The sequence below is a fragment of the Nocardia sp. NPDC003999 genome, assembly GCF_053604885.1.
The window spans coordinates 166,932-186,196 of record NZ_JBSGIB010000014.1 but is presented as its reverse complement, the minus strand read 5'-3'; the positions used below and the strand labels follow the sequence as shown (position 1 = coordinate 186,196).

Here is a 19,265-nt window from a genome sequence, read left to right as displayed (position 1 = left end):
CCGTTCGCGGCCCGGCTCGCGTGTGCGCGGCCGCCGCGTACGCGACGAAGGAGCAAGCGGCGGGCGCGCACACGCGAGCCACAAGAGGGCCGCGAACACCCAGCGCCGCAAGCGCTGGAAAACTAGCACCGTGTGATGATGGATGAGTGAACTTCTGGCCAGCGCCCCATGTCGAGGTCCCTGTACACGCGACCGTGACCCTGCCCGGATCGAAATCGATCACGAACCGGGCGCTCATCCTGGCCGCACTGGCCGACGGTCCGTCCACCATCACCGGTGCGCTGCGCAGCCGGGACACGAACCTGATGATCGCCGCGCTGCGCGCGCTCGGTGCGGACATCGAGGGCGCGGGCGACACGTTGACCGTCACCCCGGCGCCGTTGGGCGGCGGCACGGTCGACTGCGGGCTCGCGGGCACGGTGATGCGCTTCCTGCCGCCGGTCGCCGCCCTGGCGTCGGGCGATGTCGCGTTCGACGGTGACGAACAGGCCAGGATCCGGCCGCTGCGCACGATCCTGGACGCGCTGCGCTCGCTCGGCGCCGATATCGACGGCGACGCACTGCCGTTCACCGTGCACGGCGAGGGCGCGCTGCGCGGCGGCACCGTGACGATCGACGCGTCCGGGTCGTCGCAGTTCGTCTCGGGCCTGCTGCTGTCGGCCGCGCGCTTCGACGAGGGACTGGTGGTGCACCACGATGGCAAGGCGCTGCCCTCGATGCCGCACATCGAGATGACCGTGGAGATGCTGCGGCGCGCCGACGTGCGGGTGCAGGCGCCCGCGGACAGCTTCAAGGCGCAGACCTGGACCGTGGAGCACGGGCCGATTCGCGCCGTGGACTGGGAGATCGAGCCGGACCTGTCCAACGCCACCCCGTTCCTGGCCGCGGCCGCGATCACGGGCGGCACGGTCAGCATCCCGCACTGGCCGCGGCTGACCACGCAGCCGGGCGACGTCATCCGCGAGATCCTCGTGCGGATGGGTGCGGAAGCGCGGATCTTCGACGGCGTGCTCACCGTGCACGGCCCCGACCGGCTCGCAGGCATCGATATCGACCTGCACGACGTGGGTGAGCTGACGCCCACCGTCGCCGCGCTGGCCGCGCTGGCCGACTCCCCGTCCGTGCTGCGCGGCATCTCCCATCTGCGCGGGCACGAGACCGACCGGCTGGCCGCGCTGTCCACCGAGATCAACCGCCTCGGTGGCAAGGTGACCGAGACCGAGGACGGACTGGAGATCGTGCCCACCGAACTGCACGGCGGCAGGTGGCACTCCTACGCCGATCACCGGATGGCCACGGCGGGAGCCATTCTCGGCCTCCGGGTGCCCGGCGTCGAGATCGAGGACATCGGGACCACGGCCAAGACGCTGCCGAACTTCGTCGCTTTGTGGGAGCAGATGCTCGCGCCCGCGCTATCCGACGAAGGAGCGGCGCACTGAGCCGGGGACGACGATCCGCGGCCAGCTACGACGAATCCGATGTCCGGGTTCGTCCGGGGCGTAGCTCCCGTCCCCGCACCAAGACCCGGCCGCAGCACAGCGACGCCGAGCCGGCCATGGTGGTCTCGGTCGACCGGGGCCGGTGGGGATGTGTGCTCGGCGGCGATCCGGATCGCCGCATCGTCGCGATGCGCGCCCGGGAACTGGGCCGCACTCCGATCGTGGTCGGCGACCAGGTGGACGTGGTCGGCGACCTGTCCGGGCGACCGGATACCCTCGCGCGCATCGTCCGGGTCGCCGACCGCCGGACGGTGCTGCGCCGCACCGCCGACGACACCGATCCGTTCGAGCGCATTGTGGTCGGCAACGCGGAGCGGCTGTTCATCGTGGTCGCGCTCGCCGACCCGCCTCCGCGCACCGGCTTCGTGGAACGCGCCATGGTCGCCGCGTACGCCGGTGGGCTGCAACCGGTTCTGTGCTTGACCAAACACGATCTGGCGGCCGATTCCGAATTCGCCGCCGCTTTCGACGATCTCGACCTCACCATCGTCTACGGCGGCATCGACGATCCGCTCGATCCGGTACTCGATCTGCTCACCGATCACCTCACCGCGCTGATCGGCCACTCCGGCGTGGGCAAGTCCACGCTGGTGAATCGCCTTGTGCCGGAGGCGGAGCGGGCCGTGGGCGAGGTATCCGGGGTGGGCAAGGGCAAGCACACCTCCACCCAATCGGTCGCGCTCCCGCTACCCGGCGGCGGGTGGGTCATCGACACGCCGGGCGTGCGGTCGTTCGGTCTGGCGCACATCACGCCGGACGACGTCATCGCCGCCTTCACCGACCTCGCCGACGCCATCGAGGACTGTCCGCGGGGCTGCACCCATCTCGGTCCGCCCGCCGATCCCGAATGCGCGCTGGACCAATTGCCGGGCAAGGAACACCGGGTGGCGGCCATCCGCCGCCTGCTGGTCGCCCTGAACTCCAACGATCCCTGGTAATCGCCTCGGCCGTCCGAGACTCAGTCGAAAAGCCGACCGATCATCGCGCTCTGCCCACTTTGCAGCACATGCGCGGCGGTCAGCGGAATCCAGAAGCACTCCAACTTCGTCGGCGGGGCCAGGCCGTCGTGGTCCTCCTGACTCGCCCACCGTTCGGGTGTAGTTCGGTGTAACACGCAGACATGACGGTAATCCCCCTTGCGAAGACGCTTCGGCATACGGAAAACAACGAAGGCGCCCAGGAAAACCCTGAGCGCCTTCGTGATTCAGCGGATCAGTGACGGCGGCGCGACTTCGGGCCGCGGCGGCCCTTCGCCTCCGCGCGGGCCGCCTCGCGGCGCTCGCGACGGGTGGGCTGCGGCCCACCGTCCACGCCGTATTCCTCGGCGTCGCTGTGCACCGCGGCGCGGCCGCCCTCGTCGGGGCCGGAGTAGCTGAAACCGCGCGGGGCGGTGTCATCGATACCCCTGGCGCGCAGGGCCGCCGGTGCGGCGTGGCCGTTGGCGACCTGAGCCTCCTCGGTGGGCAGCGGGCGCGGGGCGGTCATCGCTCCGACCGGCGAACGAAGACCCTGGCCGACGGCGACGCCCTCCGGCTGCGGCTGCTGCACCTCGACCTGCAGGTTGAACAGGAAGCCGACCGACTCCTCCTTCAGGCCGTCGAGCATCGCGGTGAACATGTCGAAGCCCTCGCGCTGGTACTCCACCAACGGGTCACGCTGCGCCATGGCCCGCAGGCCGATGCCCTCCTTGAGGTAGTCCATCTCGTAGAGATGCTCACGCCACTTGCGGTCGAGCACCGACAGCAGCACCTGTCGTTCCAGATTGCGCATGCTGCCCTCGCCCGCCAGGCCGTCGATCTCGGCCTCGCGGCGCTCGTAGGCGTCGTGCGCGTCGTCCAGCAGCGCCTCGAGCAACTCCTCGCGCGTCAGCTCGCCCGCCTCGCCGACCTCGGTCTCGCCGGTCAGGTCCCGGTAGTCCAGGCTCACCGGGTACAGCGTCTTCAGCGCCGTCCACAGCTTCTCCAGATCCCAGTCCTCGACATAGCCCTCGGCGGTGGCGCCGTCCACGTAGGCGGTGATCACATCGGTGATCATGCTCTGGACCTGGCCCTCCATGTCCTCGCCGCGCAGGATCCGATCGCGCTCGCCGTAGATGACGGTGCGCTGCTGGTTCATCACCTCGTCGTACTTGAGCACGTTCTTGCGGATCTCGAAGTTCTGCTGCTCGACCTGCGTCTGCGCGCTCTTGATGGCCTTGGAGACCATCTTCGCCTCGATCGGCACGTCGTCGGGCAGGTTCAGCCGCGTCATGATCGCTTCCAGCGCGGCGCCGTTGAATCGGCGCATCAGCTCGTCGCCCAGCGACAGGTAGAAGCGGGACTCCCCCGGGTCGCCCTGTCGGCCGGAGCGGCCGCGCAGCTGGTTGTCGATGCGGCGCGACTCGTGCCGCTCGGTGCCGAGCACATAGAGGCCGCCCGCCTCGCGCACCAACTCGGCGTCCTCGGCGGTCTGGGCCTTGACCTGGTCCAGGGTGGGCAGCCAGGCGCGCTCGTAGTCCTCCGGAGTCTCGACCGGGTCCAGCCCCTGCTTGCGCAGCAGGATGTCGGCGATGATGTCCGGGTTGCCGCCGAGCACGATATCGGTACCGCGGCCTGCCATGTTCGTCGCGACGGTCACCGCGCCCGGCCGGCCCGCCTCGGCGATGATCTCCGCTTCCTTCTCGTGGAACTTCGCGTTCAGCACGTTGTGCGGAATGCCGCGCTTGGTGAACTGCTTGGACAGGTACTCCGAGCGCTCGACGCTGGTGGTGCCGATCAGCACCGGCTGGCCGTTCTCGTGCCGCTCGGTGACGTCGTCGACCACGGCGGAGAACTTCGCCTCTTCCGTCTTGTAGATCAGGTCGGACTGGTCGGCGCGGATCATCGGCTTGTTGGTCGGGATGGGCACCACGCCGAGGCTGTAGATCTGGTGCAGCTCGGCGGCCTCGGTCTCGGCGGTACCGGTCATGCCGGACAACTTGTCGTAGAGGCGGAAATAGTTCTGCAGGGTGATGGTGGCCAGGGTCTGGTTCTCCGGCTGGATCTCCACCCCTTCCTTGGCCTCGATCGCCTGGTGCATGCCCTCGTTGTAGCGGCGGCCGACCAGGATGCGGCCGGTGAACTCGTCGACGATGATCACCTCGCCGTCGCGGACGATGTAGTCCTTGTCGCGGGTGTAGAGCTCCTTGGCCTTGACGGCGTTGTTCAGGTAGCTCACCAGCGGCGAGTTGGCGGCCTCGTAGAGGTTGTCGATGCCGAGCTGGTCCTCGACGAACTCGACGCCGGCCTCGTGCACGCCGATCGTGCGCTTCTTGATGTCGACCTCGTAGTGCAGGTCCTTCTTCAGCAGCGGCGCGATCCGCGCGAACTCGGCGTACCACTTCGACGAGGCGTCGGCGGGCCCGGAGATGATCAGCGGGGTGCGCGCCTCGTCGATGAGGATGGAGTCGACCTCGTCGACGATGGCGAAGTTGTGCCCGCGCTGCACCAGGTCGTCGAGCGAGTGCGTCATGTTGTCGCGCAGGTAGTCGAAGCCGAACTCGTTGTTCGTGCCGTAGGTGATGTCGGCGTTGTAGGCCACCCGCCGCTGCGCGGGGCTCATGCCGGACAGGATCACGCCGACCTCGAGGCCGAGGAAGCGGTGCACGCGGCCCATCCACTCCGCGTCGCGCTTGGCCAGGTAGTCGTTCACCGTGACGACGTGCACGCCGTCGCCGCTGAGCGCGTTCAGGTAGGCGGGCAGCACACAGGTGAGGGTCTTGCCCTCACCGGTCTTCATCTCGGCGATGTTGCCGGTGTGCAGCGCGGCGCCGCCCATGATCTGCACCTTGTAGTGCTTCTGGCTGAGCACCCGCCAGGACGCCTCCCGCGCGACGGCGAACGCCTCGGCCATCAGCTGGCCGAGCGGATCGGTCTCGCCGTCCTCGACCATCTCGGCGTACCGCTCGCGGAACTCGTCGGTTTTGGCCCGTAGCTCCAGGTCGCTGAGGTCCTCGTACTCCGGTTCGAGGGCGAGGACCTGGTCGGCGAAATGCGAGAGCCGCTTGACAATGCGACCCTCACCAATCCGTAGCAACCTCGTCAGTGTCAGCGCAGGCACGGGTCTCGTCAGTCCTCTGGTCGGTGTGTCAAATCGTGTCGTCGGCCCCCGGGCCGGTGCGGCCCACGCGGTTGCGCGGAATCCGCTGCATGCCCCATGGTAATGGTCTGTTGGATGTGCAGCGCCTGCGGCGCTGCGTGGACCTGCCGCTAAGTGGTCGCGCCCGGCTGGAAAAGGTGCCCGGCGGGCCACCCGGACGGTTCGGCCATGCATCCGGGTCCGCCCTGTGATCGAATCGGTTCGCAGAACTCGAGTCGACCAGCGTGTCATGGGCCCCCGGCGCGGAAAAACGTGTACGGAATTCATCAGAAATGCCACAACGGCCGGGCCAACGGTTGATGCGGCAGCACAATGAAGCGGGGGCGGCATCGGGAAAAGGAGTACCGGGCAGCGTGATCACGAGACTGACGCCGCAAGACACGGCCTTCTACCGGCTCGAGTCGAGCAGCAATCCGATCCATATCGGCTCTCTCGCGATCGTGCGGAACACCGATCCCGGCGACAGCTCGGGCGCGCCGATCCTGGACTACGACCGGTTGGTCGATCTCGTCGAGAGCAGGCTCTCGCTGGTACCGAGATACCGGCGCAAAGTGCGGGAGATCCCGCTGTCGCTGGGGCGGCCGGTCTGGGTCGAGGACAGCCGTTTCGACATCACCTACCACATCAGGCGTTCGGCGCTGCCCGGTCCCGGCACCGACGAACAGCTGCACGACCTGGTCGCCCGCCTCGTCTCCCACCCCTTGGACCCGGCCCGGCCGCTGTGGGAGATGTACCTGATCGAACGGCTGTCCGACGGCCGCTGCGCCATCTTCACCAAGACGCATTCCGCCCTGGTGGACGGGGACACCGCGCTCGAGATCGGCCATGTGATCCTCGACGCGGGGCCCGCTCCCCGCGAACTGGCCTGCGACGACTGGATCGCGCCGCGCGAACCCGGTGAGATGGAACTGCTGGTCGGCGCGCTCGCACACCTCGCCGCACAGCCGCGCAAAGCCCTCGAGGTCGCCCGGGAGGCGAGCGCGGGCGCGTTCGCGGTGGTCGGGACGGCGGGCAAGGCGGTCGAGTCGGTGGTCGCCGCCGTGCGCACCGCGGCGACCGGTGCGCCCGCCAGCCCCCTGAACACGCGTACCTCGCGAAACCGGCGCTTCGACGTGGTGCGCACCGACCTGGCGGATTACCGGACGATCCGCAAGCGGTTCGGCTGCTCGACCAACGACGCCATCCTCGCCGTGGTCACCGGCGCTCTGCGCAACTGGCTGCTGTCGCGCGGGGAAGCGCTCACCGAGTCCACCACGCTGCGAGCTGTGGTGCCGATGTCGGTGTACGTCGAGGGAAACGAGGGCGACCAGACGCACTCGGCGAGCGAGGTGTCGTCGTTCCTGATCGATCTGCCGGTGGGCGAACCGAACCCGGTGATGCGGTTGTCGCACATCGCGCACGCCTCCGAACTCAACGGTCGTCAGCGGCGCGGCGTCCGCGCGCGTACGCTCGTGCACCTGGCCGGTTTCGCTCCGGCCAGCCTGCATGCGATGAGTGTGCGAGCGGCGAGTACGTTCGCAGAACACACGTTCAATCTGGTGATCACCAACGCGCCGGGTCCGCAGGCGCCGATGTACATCGGCGGCGCGCGGATGCTGGAGATGTACCCGGTGTCGCCACTGCTGCGCAATCAGGCGTCGAGTATCGGGATCACGTCCTACGACGGGCGTGTCTTCTACGGTCTCAACGCCGACCGCGACGCGATGGCCGACATCGGCGTGCTCGCCACGGCGGTGCGCGATTCCATGGAGGAGATGCTCGGTGCCTGCGTCTGATCAGAAGAAGCTGCGGGTCTACATCCCGGCCACGGTGCCGATGCTGCGCGATCTGGTCGGCAACCGTGAGCTGGCCCCCGTCGGCGGGACCGCGTTCGCGGTGACGCCCGCGCTGCGCGAGGCCTACGCCTCCGGCGACGACGAGGAACTCGGCGAAGTCGCCATGAACGAGGCCGCGCGCGCCTCGCTGCGACTGCTGGCCGCCGAACGCGAGGCGATCGGATCGGAGGACTCCGACGACGAGGCCGCGCCGGCGGCGGGCGGTAACCCGGTTTACCGCCGTGCGGTGATCGCCGCCGACGTGACCGGCGCGAAGCTGCGGCCCGACCTCGACGACGCGGTGGTCCGGCTGGCGGGCCCGATCGGCTACCAGCAGATCGCCTCGGTGCACGTCGACCTGGCCGACGCCGAACCACAGGTTGCCAAGGCCGTCGACGTGGTGGACGCGGCCGATCTCGGCGACACCGACGCCGAGTTCGTCCTCGGCGACGCCGAGGACCATCAATTGGCCTGGTACGCGGCCCAAGAGCTGCCGTTTCTGCTCGAGCTCCTCTGAATCGCCGCGGCGGGCGCCCCACTGACCTGCCGCCGTAACCTACGATGCCGTAACCTTGCTGGCGAGGCCTCCGATCGGCGAGACGGCGGCCCGCGCATCCGACGACAGGGAGACCAACGGCAGCGATGGGTTCGAAAATTGGGAGCTCCGTGCGAAGCGTCCGTGCGTGGCTGGAGGCGCCCGCCGCGAGCGTCGCCGAGCGCGGCGGCAAGCTGAACGTGCTGCGCGGAGCCTTTGCGCGCGTGACCACACCGCTGCTGCCCGACGACTACCTGCACCTGGCCAACCCGCTGTGGTCGGCTCGCGAGCTGCGGGGACGCATCGTCGAGGTACGCAAGGAGACCGCCGATTCCGCGACGCTGGTGATCCAGCCGGGATGGGGCTTCGACTTCAAATACCAGCCCGGCCAGTACATCGGCATCGGCATCCTGGTGGACGGCCGCTGGCATTGGCGCTCGTATTCGCTGACCTGTCCGCCGAATTGGTCCGACCCCGGCCACGGCGGCAAGCGGCTGATCTCCATCGCCGTGAAGGCGATGCCGGAAGGCTTCCTGTCCAGCCACCTGGTCAGCGGCGTGCCGGTCGGCACCGTCGTCCGGCTCGCCGCCCCGCAGGGCGGTTTCGTACTGCCGTCCCCGCCGCCGGAGAAGGTGCTGTTCCTCACCGCGGGCAGCGGCGTCACGCCGGTGATCGCCATGCTGCGCGCGATGGACCGCCGCGAGGTGTTCACCGACGTGGTGCACCTGCACTCCGCGCGCACTTCCGACGACGTGATGTTCGGCGCGGAGCTGGGCGCGCTGCGCGACCGCAATCCCGGCTTCGACACCCGCCTGCATCTCACCGCCGAGCGGGGCAAATTCGCCCTCGCCGATCTCGACACCGAGGTCCCCGACTGGCGCGAACGCCAGACCTGGGCGTGCGGCCCGGCCGGAATGCTCGACGAGATCGAGAACCACTGGCGCGACGCGGGGCTGTCGGACCGGCTGCACGTGGAGCGCTTCGAGATCGAACGCTCCGCGGTCGGTGCGGGCGGCACGGTCACCTTCGGCAAGACCGGTCGCAGCGTCGCGGCCGACGGCGCGACCAGCCTGCTCGAGGCCGGTGAGTCCGCCGGTGTTCAGATGCCGTTCGGCTGCCGGATGGGCATCTGCCAGACCTGCGTGGTCACCTTGAGTTCCGGACACGCGCGCGACCTGCGCAACGGTGAGGAGCGCCGCGAAGGCGACAAGGTGCAGACCTGCATCTCGGCGGCGGCGGGCGACTGCACCCTGGACGTCTAGTCCGGCAGGTACCCTCGAGGTGTATCGAGTAGGGAAAGGACCCCGGTGGCCATCACCGACATCAAGACGTTCGCGCATCTCACGGCGGCCGATATCGAGACACTGGGGCAGGAACTCGATTCCATCCGGCGTTCGGTGGAGCTGTCGCGCGGCGAGCGCGACGCGAAGTACATCCGGCGCACGATCGCGGCGCAACGCGGTCTCGAGGTAGCCGCCCGGGTGGTGCTGTTCGGCAGCCGCAACCGCTGGGCCTGGCTGGCAGGCACCGCGATGCTGTCGGTGGCCAAGATCATCGAGAACATGGAGCTCGGGCACAACGTCAGCCACGGGCAATGGGACTGGATGAACGACCCGGAGATCCACTCCAGTTCGTGGGAGTGGGACATGACCGGCCCCTCCGCGCAGTGGCGCCGGGCGCACAACTACTCCCACCACACCTACACGAATGTGCTGGGCAAGGACGAGGACCTCGGTTTCGGCATCCTCCGGATGACCCGGGACGAGCAGTGGCGGCCGATCCATCTGGTGCAGCCGCTGGCGAACTTGCTGCTCGCCGCGACCTTCGAGTGGGGCATCGCGCTGCACGACTGGAGCATCGACAAGGAGCTGTCGGACACCCCGCGCTGGGAGGTCGCCTCCGGTCCGAACGTGGAGTTCGCCCGCAAGATCTGCCGTCAGGTGGCCAAGGACTACCTCATCCATCCCGCGCTGACGGGTCCGGCGTTCAAGCACACGCTGAAGGCCAACGCGATGGCGAACCTGGTGCGCAATCTGTGGGCGTACGCGGTGATCTTCTGCGGGCACTTCCCCGACGGCGCGGAGAAGTTCACCGTCGAACAGCTGGAGAACGAGACCAGCGGCGAGTGGTATCTGCGCCAGATGCTCGGCAGCGCGAACTTCGAAGCGGGGCCCGCCATGGCGTTCATGAGCGGCAACCTCTGCTACCAGATCGAGCACCATCTGTTCCCCGACCTGCCGAGCAACCGGTATCAGGAGATCGCGGTACGGGTCCGCGAGCTGTGCGACAAGTACGACCTGCCCTACACCACCGGGTCGCTGGGCAAGCAGTATCTGCTGGCCTTCCGCACGATCCACAAGCTGGCCCTGCCGGACCGGTTCCTCAAGGCCACCGCCGACAACGCGCCGGAGACCTCCTCCGAGCGCAAGTTCGCCGGTATCACGCTGCCGTCGCTCGGCGCGGAATCCACGCACTGGCTGCGCGTCGATCCGGAGACCGGCGAGCGGCGCGGCCTGCGTTCGGCGCTGCACGAGGCGAAGATCGCGCTGCGCGAGAAGGCGCGGCAGGAGAAGGAGATGCTCCGCGAGGCCAAGGCGGCCCTACAGGAGAAGGCCGAACACGAGCGGCAGGTGCTGCGCGAGGCCAAGCTCGCGTTCCAGGAACGGGCCCGTCATGAACAAGCGGCGCTGCGCGAAAAAGCGAAGCGGGACAGGCGTTTTCGCTTTCCGGGCAGGGCGCGCTAACCTACCATTCGACAGCCGGGATCGCAATAAGGTATTTGACACATCCGTGCGGCGCACCTCGCAACCTACGGTTTCGTAACTTACGGTAAAGTAACCCGCATGGCGATCTCGGATGTCAAGGAATATGCGCACCTCACCGAGGCCGACGTGGAAGCACTCGGCGCGGAATTCGACGCGATCCGGCGGGAAATCGAAGCCTCGCGCGGCGCACGCGACGCGAAGTACATCCGCAACGTCATCCGGTTGCAGCGCGTTCTCGAGATCAGCGGCCGTGCGGTGCTCTTCGCGAGCCCGAAGCGCCCCGCGTGGCTGGCAGGCGTCGCACTGCTCGCCACCGCCAAGATCATCGAGAACATGGAGATCGGGCACAACGTCATGCACGGGCAGTGGGACTGGATGAACGATCCGGAGATCCACTCCAGCTCGTGGGAGTGGGACAACACCGGCGCGGCCAAGCACTGGAAGCACACCCACAACTACCTGCATCACAAGTACACCAACGTGCTCGGCATGGACGACGACATCGGCTACGGCCTGCTGCGGGTGACCCGCGACCAGCGCTGGAAGCCGTTCAACCTGGGCAACCCGGTCTACAACCTGCTGTTGCAGCTGTTTTTCGAGTACGGCGTCGCCATCCAGCACCTGGAGCTGGGCAAACTGGTGGCGGGCCGGTACAAGCCCGGTTCCCCCGAACGGGCCGAGTTCGAGCGCAAGCGCGACGAGGCGCTCACCAAGATGGGCAAGCAGGTCCTCAAGGACTACGTGGTCTTCCCCGCCCTCACCGGTCCCGCGTTCTTCTCCACGCTGACGGCCAACCTGGCCGCGAACGCGATCCGCAACATCTGGTCCAACGCGGTGATCTTCTGCGGGCACTTCCCCGACGGGGCGGAGAAGTTCACCAAGGCCGACATCGACGGCGAAACGCACGGCCAGTGGTACCTGCGCCAGATGCTCGGCAGCGCCAACATCTCCGGCGGCCCGGTCATGCACTTCATGACCGGCAATCTGAGCCACCAGATCGAACACCACCTGTTCCCCGATCTGCCGAGCAACCGGTACGCCGACATCGCCGTGCGGGTGCGCGAGCTGGCCGACAAGTACGACCTGCCCTACACCACCGGCTCGCTGCCGGTGCAGTACTTCAAGGCGTGGCGCACCATCCTCAAACTGGCGTTGCCGAACAAGTACCTGCGGGCCACCGCCGACGATGCGCCCGAGACCGCCTCGGAACGCAAGTTCGGGGGCCACACCGCCGCCTCCATCGATCCGGTGACGGGCCGCCGCCGCGGTCTGCGCACCGCGCTCGCCGGGGGACGGCGGCGGCTGGCCCGGCGCCGCGTGTCCGCGGCAGGCTGACTTCCACTCCCGCCACGCCGCGGTCGGTCGGCGACGCAGGAGCCAACGCCGTGTGCGGCGAGTTCGCCGGGTTTGATTGACTCGGACGGTGCATGCTGAAGTTCTGAGCGTCTACGAGGCCATCCGGCGCCGTCGTGACGTACGCGCGGAGTTCACCGGCGAACTCGTCGACGATGCGACATTGTGGCGGCTGCTGGATGCCGCGCACCGGGCGCCGAGCGTCGGGAATTCGCAGCCCTGGGATTTCGTGGTGGTCCGCGAGCCGGCGACGCTGCGCGAGTTCGCCGAACACGTGGCACAGAAGCGCATCGAGTTCCACGACGCGCTGCCACCCGAGCGCGCCGCCACCTTCGAGCCGATCAAGATCGAGGGCATTTCGGAGAGCGGTACCGGGATCGTGGTCTGCTACGACCACGATCGCGGCGGGCCGCAGGTGCTCGGCCGGGCCACGGTGCCCGAAACCGGTATCTACTCCGCGGTTCTCGCCATCCAGAACCTTTGGCTGGCCGCCACCGCCGAAGGCATCGGCGTGGGGTGGGTGTCGTTCTACGATCCCGGTTTCCTGTCCGATCTGATCGGCCTCCCGGAGGGCGTCCGCACGGTCGCCTGGCTGTGCGTCGGGCCGGTGCGCGAGTTCCAGCGCATTCCCGATCTGGAGCGCTTCGGCTGGCGCGCGGGCAGACCCCTCACGGACGCGGTGCACCGCGAGACCTATCGGGGCTGACCTTCCGCGCATCGTTACCCAAATGTGCGGATCGTTCATGCTTCAATCGGATCCCCACTGGGTACGACAAGGGCGAAACTGTCACTTACGCAGTGCGCTTCATCGTGGTTTTCGTCGGTTCCAGGAGGTTTGTGCAATGGCCAATGTCGATGCTGTTCGGCTGTCCAGCGAGCTGGGCATCGATCTGGCACAGGCGACGTTGCGCCTGCGTCGAGAAGGCGTCCCCGGCGAGACCAAGCACCAGACCTGTCTGCGCATCCTCGCGGACGAGGGGCGCAAGCGCCGGGGCTTCACAGGCAAGGCCTGAGAGGCTCCGGCAGGGCCACTTATACGTCGCCTCAGACGCGTTCGAGCACCGCCGATGCGCCGATGCCGCCCGCGGCGCAGATACCGAGCAGGGCCGCGTTCTTGCCCGTGCGAGTCAGTTCGTTGGCCATGGTGGTCACCATGCGCGCCCCGGTGGCGCCGAACGGGTGACCGAGCGAGATCGAGCCGCCGTGCACGTTCAGCTTGTCGACGTCCACCTCGCCGACGGCGGTATCGCGATCCAGCCTGGTCTTGGCCCATTCGTCGCTGGCCAGTGCGGTAAGCACCGCCAAGGTCTGGGCGGCGAAGGCCTCGTGGATATCCACGAGATCGACGTCGGCCAAGGACATTCCGGCTTTCTCCAGCGCGCGTGGCATCGAGATGGCCGGCCCGATTAGCACCTGATCGGCCGGGTCGACGCTCACGTAGCTCCACGACCGGAACGCCGCCAGCGGCCGATATCCGAGGGCGTGCGCTTTCTCTTCGCTCATCAGCAGCACCGCGGCGGCACCGTCGGTGAGCGGGCTGGCGTTGCCGGCGGTCACGCTGCCGTCGGCGGCGAAAACCGGTTTCAGCGCGGCCAGTTTCGCGACGCTGGTGTCGCCGCGCACCAGACCGTCGCGCCGGATCTCCGCGTCTTCGGGCGTGCGGATCCGCAGCACCTCGTCATCGAACCGGCCGGAGTCGATGGCGGCCGCCGCGCGGTGATGCGAGCGGGCGGCGAACTCGTCCTGGTCCGCGCGGCTCACGCCGTGGATACGAGCCATCTTCTCGGCCGACTCGCCCATCACCTCGCCGGTGGTGCGCTCGGCGATCTTGGGCCTGCTCGGTAGCAGGTCGGTGAACGGCGCCAAGCGCGCGACCGCGGACAAGTAGTCCTTCGGCTTCGGCTTGCCCAGCGCCAGCGGCGCCGCCGCGTGCACGACCTTTTGCGGCAGCTTGACCTCGGCGTTGGAGGTGGAATCGCTGCCGCCCGCGATCATGACGTCGTATTCGCCCCGCTCGATCGCGGCCGCCGCCGACGTGACCGCCTGCAGACCGGAGGCGCAGGCCCTGGTCACGGTGTAGCCCTCACAGCCCGGGTCCAGCGCCAGGTCCAACGCGACTTCGCGGGCGATGTTCGGCGCCGCGCTGGGCAGGATGACCCCGCCCCACACGATCGCCTCCACTTCCGCACCGGGCAGCCCGGTGCGCTCCAGCAGTCCACGGACCGCGGCATCGGCCAGCGCGATGGAGTCCATCCGGGTGTATCCGGTGAACGCACGCAGGAACGGCGTGCGCGCACCGGACACGATCACAGCACGGCGAGCAGCTCTGGTGGCCATGCGATTTCCTTTCGAAAGCCTGGGACCACCAAACTTACTTCAAAGTAAGTTCACCGTCGACCCCCTTCGCCGACGGTGAACCCCGACGCAGCGACGATCCCCTCCACCGCCGCTGAACCGGTCCGCCGCGCGCCGTTGCGCGACGGACCGAGACGCCCGTCCCGGCGAACGCCCCTGCCCGTCCCGGAACCGTCGCATGCACTCCGTCATCCGACGCAAAGAACCGTAACAAACTTTCGACTAACTTTCCAAATAGTTTCTATTTGTTTGCCTTGAGCCTCCCATCGGCTTACCATGAACGCACTATGCATAGCCCTTCGGAGCTGTCGCGGCAGAAGAGATTCGGGCGAATCATCAAAGAACGCCGGGACGAGCTCGGCCTCACCCAGCTACAGATCGGCGACCTCGGGGGACCTTCGGCGCCGACCATCAGGAAGATCGAGGACGGCGAAGCGACCATCAGCATGCAGACGCTGAACAAGCTCGACGCGCCGCTGCGATGGCTGCCGGGCAGTGCCGCACGCACCTACGCGGGCGGCGTACCCGCCGCCGACGAACCCGCGAACTCCGCGCGCGGCGCGGGCGACTCGGTGGTGGCGGGGCCGGACGCGATCCGCTTCGAAATCTCCGACCTGACCGGCCTTCTCGCGGCATCGGGCAGTCTCAACGACGCCGTCGAGCACGGCCGCACCACCGACCCGCAGGTGGTCGCCGCGATCGCGGAACTCAACCGGGTGGTCTCCAAGCTGTCGGCGCGATACGCGACCGCCATGCTCGAACGCAACGGTGGACCGGGCAAGCAGTTGCATCCGCTGGTGGAAATGGCCTTCGCGCACTTGCTCGCGGTCCCCGCGGAGTCCAGCGACCCCGACGAGCTACAGGAACGCCGGTACCGCCGCTGGCTGGCCGGTCGATCGGAGGATATCGATGCAGCGACCGAAGCCCGATTCCGCGCACGCTGGCTGGCGGCCAACCTGGCCACGACAGCGGTTCGAAACGGCGAGTGACGAGGCAGCCATGACCGACCACGGATCGAATCGCCCGGAGCTGACCCTCAGCCACAAGATCAATCGGCTGTTCTCCGTCGTGCATCCGCGCAACGCACCGGAACGCAGCACCGAATCCGTCGCCGAGCAGATCGGCGAATTCCTCGGTCGCACGGTGCCGCCCGGTTACCTGGAGCGCCTGCGCGACGGCGAGTTCGACGACCGGAACGCGGGCGCCACAGCGGATGTCGAGATCCTCGCGGCGGTGGCGCGCAGTTTCGGCGTGGCGGCCGACTATCTGCTCACCCGCGGACCCGCGGCGGACGCGATCGACCGGGAACTCGAACTCCTCGCCACCATGCGAGACGCGAACGTCGCCAGCGTCGCGCTGCGCGGTTCGAACATCGATCGGGCCATGCTCGCCAGGATCATCCAGAGCACAGAAGGATCGATGCCGCCGAGTCGGTAACATGCTTCCCTACATGGGCCACTGAGCTTTTGTAGGAGACCGATCACATGGCCATCCAGGCCCGGTTCCGGAGCTTGACCCGGGACCTCCCGATACCCCACCCATGGAATCTGCAGACCTACCTCGATGCCGTCGCGGCGCACCGTGGTCGCAGCATCAGCCTGTTGCCGATCGATACCGCGCTGCTCGCAGGCACCGGTTGCGGCACGGGCAGCGGCCTGTGGATCGCGAAGCAGGACAGCGACGTCATCGTCTACGGCGCGGACACCACCGAATGGCATGCCGAGCACATCATCGTGCACGAACTCGGGCACATGTTGCTCGGGCACGGCCCGGAGCAGCACCGGCCCGGTGAGCCGCCCGCGGGCACGCCGACGGTGGCGGCGGTCGCCGACCTGCTGCCCTCGATCTCGCCCGAGTCGATCGCCCACGTGCTCGGCCGCACCGACTACGGCACCCTGCGCGAGCGCGACGCGGAGACCTTCGCCGACATGGTGATGCTGCACGCCATGCGTCCACCGCGTCGCGATTCGCTGCTGCACCGCACGTTCTTCCGCGACCGGCGGCGGTGAACTCACCGATCCCCGCGCCGATCGCGATACCGCTGATCGTCTTCGTCGCAGTGGTCGTCCTCGGACGGTTGATCGTGCTGCACCACGCCGCCGTCGACCGGCTGCTCAATCGAGCCTTGCTGTGGGGTACGGCCACGCTGGTCCTGCTCGAGCGCGGCGTCGCTCCGGGGATCGGCAGTCTGCTGCACCAGCTTTCGATGGTCACACTGCTGATGGAGGTGGCCGGTCTGTACGGTGCGGCCCGGCTGTGGTCGGGCGCCGACCCGGTCTCCGCATCGGCTCGGCAGCGGGTCTACGACTTCACCGGACTGGTGGGTGGCGCGATCATCCTTGCCGTCGGCACTCCGGCCCGACAGGAGGGCAGGCTGCTGGGGCAAGCATCGGACTGGCCGACGGTAGTGGTCTGGTCGATCCTGTGGCTTCCGCTGCTCGCCGCCGGTCGGCTGGCCTGGCGCGCGGCACTGCGCGAATTGCGCTCGGCCGAATCCACCGCCGCCGAACGGATCGTCTACGCGACCCTGCTGGCGACGCTGGTCGTCGGTTCCGCGGGCCTGGTCGTCTCCGCCGTGCGGCTGGCGGCGCCTGGTACGGCCGCGGACCCGGCCATGGTGCGCTGGGCGGCACCGACTTTCGCCGCCTCGACGCTCGGCGCGGCGCTGCTCGCCGTGCCGCTGCTCGCCGGGCTGCGGGCCCGCGCGGGCTGGGACCGCGCCGGACGGTACTGCCGTCGCCTGCGGCCGCTGTGGCGCGATCTCACCGCGGCCGTGCCCGAGGTCGTGCTCGAGCCGGACATCCCCCTCGGATCCGAAGCGCGGCTGATCCGGATGACGGTGGAGATCCGCGATGCCCTGATGCACCTGCGGCACTACCTGCCCGGGGAGACGAGCCGGCCGGACTACGTGGAACAGATCGTGCAGGCCATCGCCGCGAAGACGAACGGCGCGGCCGTGACCCCGCGGCAGTTCGACCAGCCCGTGCGGCTGCCCGTCGGCGACATCGACTCGGATCTGCGGCTGCTGCTCGCGCTGGCCCGCCGCTGGCCCGCCGAGGGCGCATCGACGAAAATCTCCGGGCATCCGGCCGGTGAGCCGAATGCCCGGAGAAGTGGGGACGGGTGGTTTCCGTTTCGTCAGGCCAGGCGGATCAGGCCGTAGTCGAAGGCGTGACGACGGTAGACCACCGAAGGCCGGTCGGTCTCTTTGTCCTGGAACAGGAAGAAGTCGTGGCCGACGAGCTCCATTTGGTACAGGGCGTCATCGACGGACATCGGCGTCGCCGCGTGCTCCTTCGTGCGCACGATGTGGCCGGGACCCTCCTCGTACTCCGGTTCCCGCTCTTGGTGCGCGTGGGCGGCGCCGGACTCGGCGAGCCGGTCGAACAGGGAGTCGTCCACCAGATCGGCAGTGGCCTGGGCGACCGACAGCGGCGTCTTGTCGCCGTAGTGCACCCGGCGCCGGTCCTTGGTGCGGCGCAGTCTGCTCTCCATCTTCGCGGTAACCGACTCGAATGCGGCGTAGAAGCTGTCCGCGCAGGCCTCGGCCCGCACGACGGGACCCTTTCCGCGCGCGGTGATTTCGACGCGCTGACAGTTCTTGCGCTGACGACGGTTGCGCTCGTGGAACAGCTCGACGTCGAAGAGGAAGATCGACGGGTCGAAGCGTTCTAATCGGGAGAGTTTTTCCGCGACGTAGATACGAAAATGATCGGGCACCTCGACGTTGCGGCCCTTCACCACGATGTCGCCGCGCGGCGCTCGTGGTCGTTCCGCAGTGGGTTGCTCGAGTGCTTCCTGGGTGCTGGGCTCCAGCACCGAAGCAGCGGGATCTTTCACTGAAGGTCGTGAAGAAGTCGTCACGCGTACCTCCCGGATCTGGCCGCACCGACCGATTCCAGTGCGGCGGGATTGAACCGTGCCGAACGACGATTGCTCGGCACTAGACGTCCGAGGCGCCACCTCCAAACTTGCGGTTCGGGTGTGTGTCCGCGACGCTAGTCCGCCGACGGGCTGATCGCCAGTGTTCACGCAAATTTCCCGGAGTCAAGCAGCACAAGTAACCAGAACGCCACGTGTCGGCAACCCGGCGCGCTGTAGCGCGCGCACCGACTCGAAGGCCGTCGCACCGGTGGTCAGCACGTCGTCGACCAGCACTACCTCGGCATTCGCCGGTACTCCCCAGTCCGCGGCAGGGCCGGGCGTCGTGGTCACCCGCCCCTTCAGGTTGCGAGCGCGCTCGGCGGGTGTCAAGCCCACCGAATCGCGCACCCCTTGCCCCACTCGCAACACCGGCACCACTCGGCAGTTGGGCAGCCATCGGGTAGCTACCGACGCCGAGCGAAGCACCGGATCGCCGCCCCGGCGCCGCGCCGCCACGCGTCGGCTCGGCGCGGGCACCAGTACCAACGGAACACCCGGCGAACGCAGTTCGGCGAGCGCGCCCGCGAACGCCTTTCCGAGCGGCAGCGCCAGATCCCGTCGTCCCCGTTCCTTGGCGGCGAGCACCGCCCGCCGCGCGGGCCCTGCGTACGGCCCCAGCGCCCAGCACGGAATGCCCGGGTCGTTGCGCGGCCACACCCGCACCGGCGGACCGGCCAACGTGACGGCGCAATCGGCGCACCAATCGGCTCCGGAACGTCCGCAGCCCGCACAGGCGGCGGGCAACACCAGATCGAGCAGGGTTCGCATCGACCGAGTGTGCGCCCGCCCCCTGACAGAATCGCTCGATCATGTCGACAGCATGCACCTGGCAGAACGCTATGCCCTTGCGGCGAAGTCTTTTACGCTGCGCTCGCTCCCTGCTCGAACCGCCATGCGCGCCCGC

17 protein-coding genes are annotated in these 19,265 nt (G+C 68.4%); 13 read left to right on the top strand and 4 right to left on the bottom strand.

Annotated elements, in window-relative coordinates:
• The first annotated feature begins 146 nt into the window (after nucleotides 1–146).
• On the top strand, nucleotides 147–1,439 hold the full coding sequence (gene aroA / locus ACWESM_RS25365; protein WP_364432447.1) for a 3-phosphoshikimate 1-carboxyvinyltransferase: 1,293 nt from the start codon (nucleotides 147–149) through the stop codon (nucleotides 1,437–1,439).
• 116 nt (nucleotides 1,440–1,555) lie between these two features.
• Entirely contained in the window at nucleotides 1,556–2,437 is an 882-nt protein-coding gene (gene rsgA, locus ACWESM_RS25360; protein ID WP_379254937.1) for a ribosome small subunit-dependent GTPase A, read from the top strand.
• Nucleotides 2,438–2,711: 274 nt separating this feature from the next.
• Here the strand turns inward: rsgA and secA are convergent, their stop codons facing one another.
• Nucleotides 2,712–5,576, bottom strand: coding sequence for a preprotein translocase subunit SecA (secA, locus tag ACWESM_RS25355; protein WP_364432450.1), 2,865 nt, complete (start codon nucleotides 5,574–5,576; stop codon nucleotides 2,712–2,714).
• 392 nt (nucleotides 5,577–5,968) lie between these two features.
• Between secA and ACWESM_RS25350 the strand changes: the two genes are divergently transcribed.
• The 7 genes from ACWESM_RS25350 (at nucleotide 5,969) to ACWESM_RS25320 (ending at nucleotide 13,095) form a co-directional block, all read left to right on the top strand.
• A complete protein-coding gene (locus ACWESM_RS25350; protein ID WP_355077116.1) occupies nucleotides 5,969–7,390 on the top strand; it encodes a WS/DGAT/MGAT family O-acyltransferase in 1,422 nt (473 codons plus the stop codon).
• 10 nt (nucleotides 7,391–7,400) lie between these two features.
• Complete coding sequence (locus tag ACWESM_RS25345; protein WP_379254974.1) at nucleotides 7,401–7,946, top strand: DUF6912 family protein; 546 nt, start codon at nucleotides 7,401–7,403, stop codon at nucleotides 7,944–7,946.
• Nucleotides 7,947–8,071: 125 nt separating this feature from the next.
• Nucleotides 8,072–9,226 (top strand): ferredoxin reductase, encoded by a 1,155-nt coding sequence (locus tag ACWESM_RS25340; protein WP_397280393.1) that lies wholly within the window; start codon nucleotides 8,072–8,074, stop codon nucleotides 9,224–9,226.
• A 45-nt stretch (nucleotides 9,227–9,271) separates the two neighbouring features.
• Nucleotides 9,272–10,708 (top strand): fatty acid desaturase, encoded by a 1,437-nt coding sequence (locus ACWESM_RS25335; protein ID WP_355077119.1) that lies wholly within the window; start codon nucleotides 9,272–9,274, stop codon nucleotides 10,706–10,708.
• Between the two features lie 99 nt (nucleotides 10,709–10,807).
• Entirely contained in the window at nucleotides 10,808–12,064 is a 1,257-nt protein-coding gene (locus ACWESM_RS25330) for a fatty acid desaturase family protein (protein ID WP_364432458.1), read from the top strand.
• A gap of 103 nt (nucleotides 12,065–12,167) precedes the next feature.
• On the top strand, nucleotides 12,168–12,788 hold the full coding sequence (gene bluB / locus ACWESM_RS25325; RefSeq protein WP_452493929.1) for a 5,6-dimethylbenzimidazole synthase: 621 nt from the start codon (nucleotides 12,168–12,170) through the stop codon (nucleotides 12,786–12,788).
• Between the two features lie 136 nt (nucleotides 12,789–12,924).
• The gene (locus tag ACWESM_RS25320; protein WP_356967360.1) at nucleotides 12,925–13,095 is read left to right on the top strand and encodes a hypothetical protein; all 171 of its coding nucleotides are present in this window, start codon (nucleotides 12,925–12,927) and stop codon (nucleotides 13,093–13,095) included.
• A gap of 31 nt (nucleotides 13,096–13,126) precedes the next feature.
• On the opposite strand, the gene ACWESM_RS25315 is transcribed toward ACWESM_RS25320, so the two are convergent.
• Nucleotides 13,127–14,419: an acetyl-CoA C-acyltransferase gene (locus tag ACWESM_RS25315; protein ID WP_364432462.1), complete on the bottom strand. Its 1,293-nt coding sequence runs from the start codon at nucleotides 14,417–14,419 to the stop codon at nucleotides 13,127–13,129.
• A gap of 305 nt (nucleotides 14,420–14,724) precedes the next feature.
• Between ACWESM_RS25315 and ACWESM_RS25310 the strand changes: the two genes are divergently transcribed.
• The 4 genes from ACWESM_RS25310 to ACWESM_RS25295 are packed head-to-tail and all read left to right on the top strand — an operon-like array spanning nucleotide 14,725 to nucleotide 17,600.
• Complete coding sequence (locus tag ACWESM_RS25310) at nucleotides 14,725–15,426, top strand: helix-turn-helix domain-containing protein (protein WP_355077127.1); 702 nt, start codon at nucleotides 14,725–14,727, stop codon at nucleotides 15,424–15,426.
• 10 nt (nucleotides 15,427–15,436) lie between these two features.
• Nucleotides 15,437–15,874 (top strand): hypothetical protein, encoded by a 438-nt coding sequence (locus ACWESM_RS25305; protein WP_355077128.1) that lies wholly within the window; start codon nucleotides 15,437–15,439, stop codon nucleotides 15,872–15,874.
• A gap of 47 nt (nucleotides 15,875–15,921) precedes the next feature.
• On the top strand, nucleotides 15,922–16,446 hold the full coding sequence (locus ACWESM_RS25300) for a hypothetical protein (protein ID WP_355077130.1): 525 nt from the start codon (nucleotides 15,922–15,924) through the stop codon (nucleotides 16,444–16,446).
• Nucleotides 16,443–17,600, top strand: coding sequence for an MAB_1171c family putative transporter (locus ACWESM_RS25295; protein WP_364432469.1), 1,158 nt, complete (start codon nucleotides 16,443–16,445; stop codon nucleotides 17,598–17,600). The genes ACWESM_RS25300 and ACWESM_RS25295 overlap by 4 nt, the downstream gene beginning before the upstream one ends.
• Here ACWESM_RS25295 and hpf read toward each other — a convergent pair.
• Complete coding sequence (gene hpf, locus ACWESM_RS25290) at nucleotides 17,576–18,184, bottom strand: ribosome hibernation-promoting factor, HPF/YfiA family (RefSeq protein ID WP_412806847.1); 609 nt, start codon at nucleotides 18,182–18,184, stop codon at nucleotides 17,576–17,578. The two genes, ACWESM_RS25295 and hpf, sit on opposite strands and share 25 nt — an antisense overlap.
• A gap of 300 nt (nucleotides 18,185–18,484) precedes the next feature.
• Nucleotides 18,485–19,129, bottom strand: coding sequence for a ComF family protein (locus ACWESM_RS25285; RefSeq protein WP_364432472.1), 645 nt, complete (start codon nucleotides 19,127–19,129; stop codon nucleotides 18,485–18,487).
• Nucleotides 19,130–19,265: the final 136 nt, after the last annotated feature.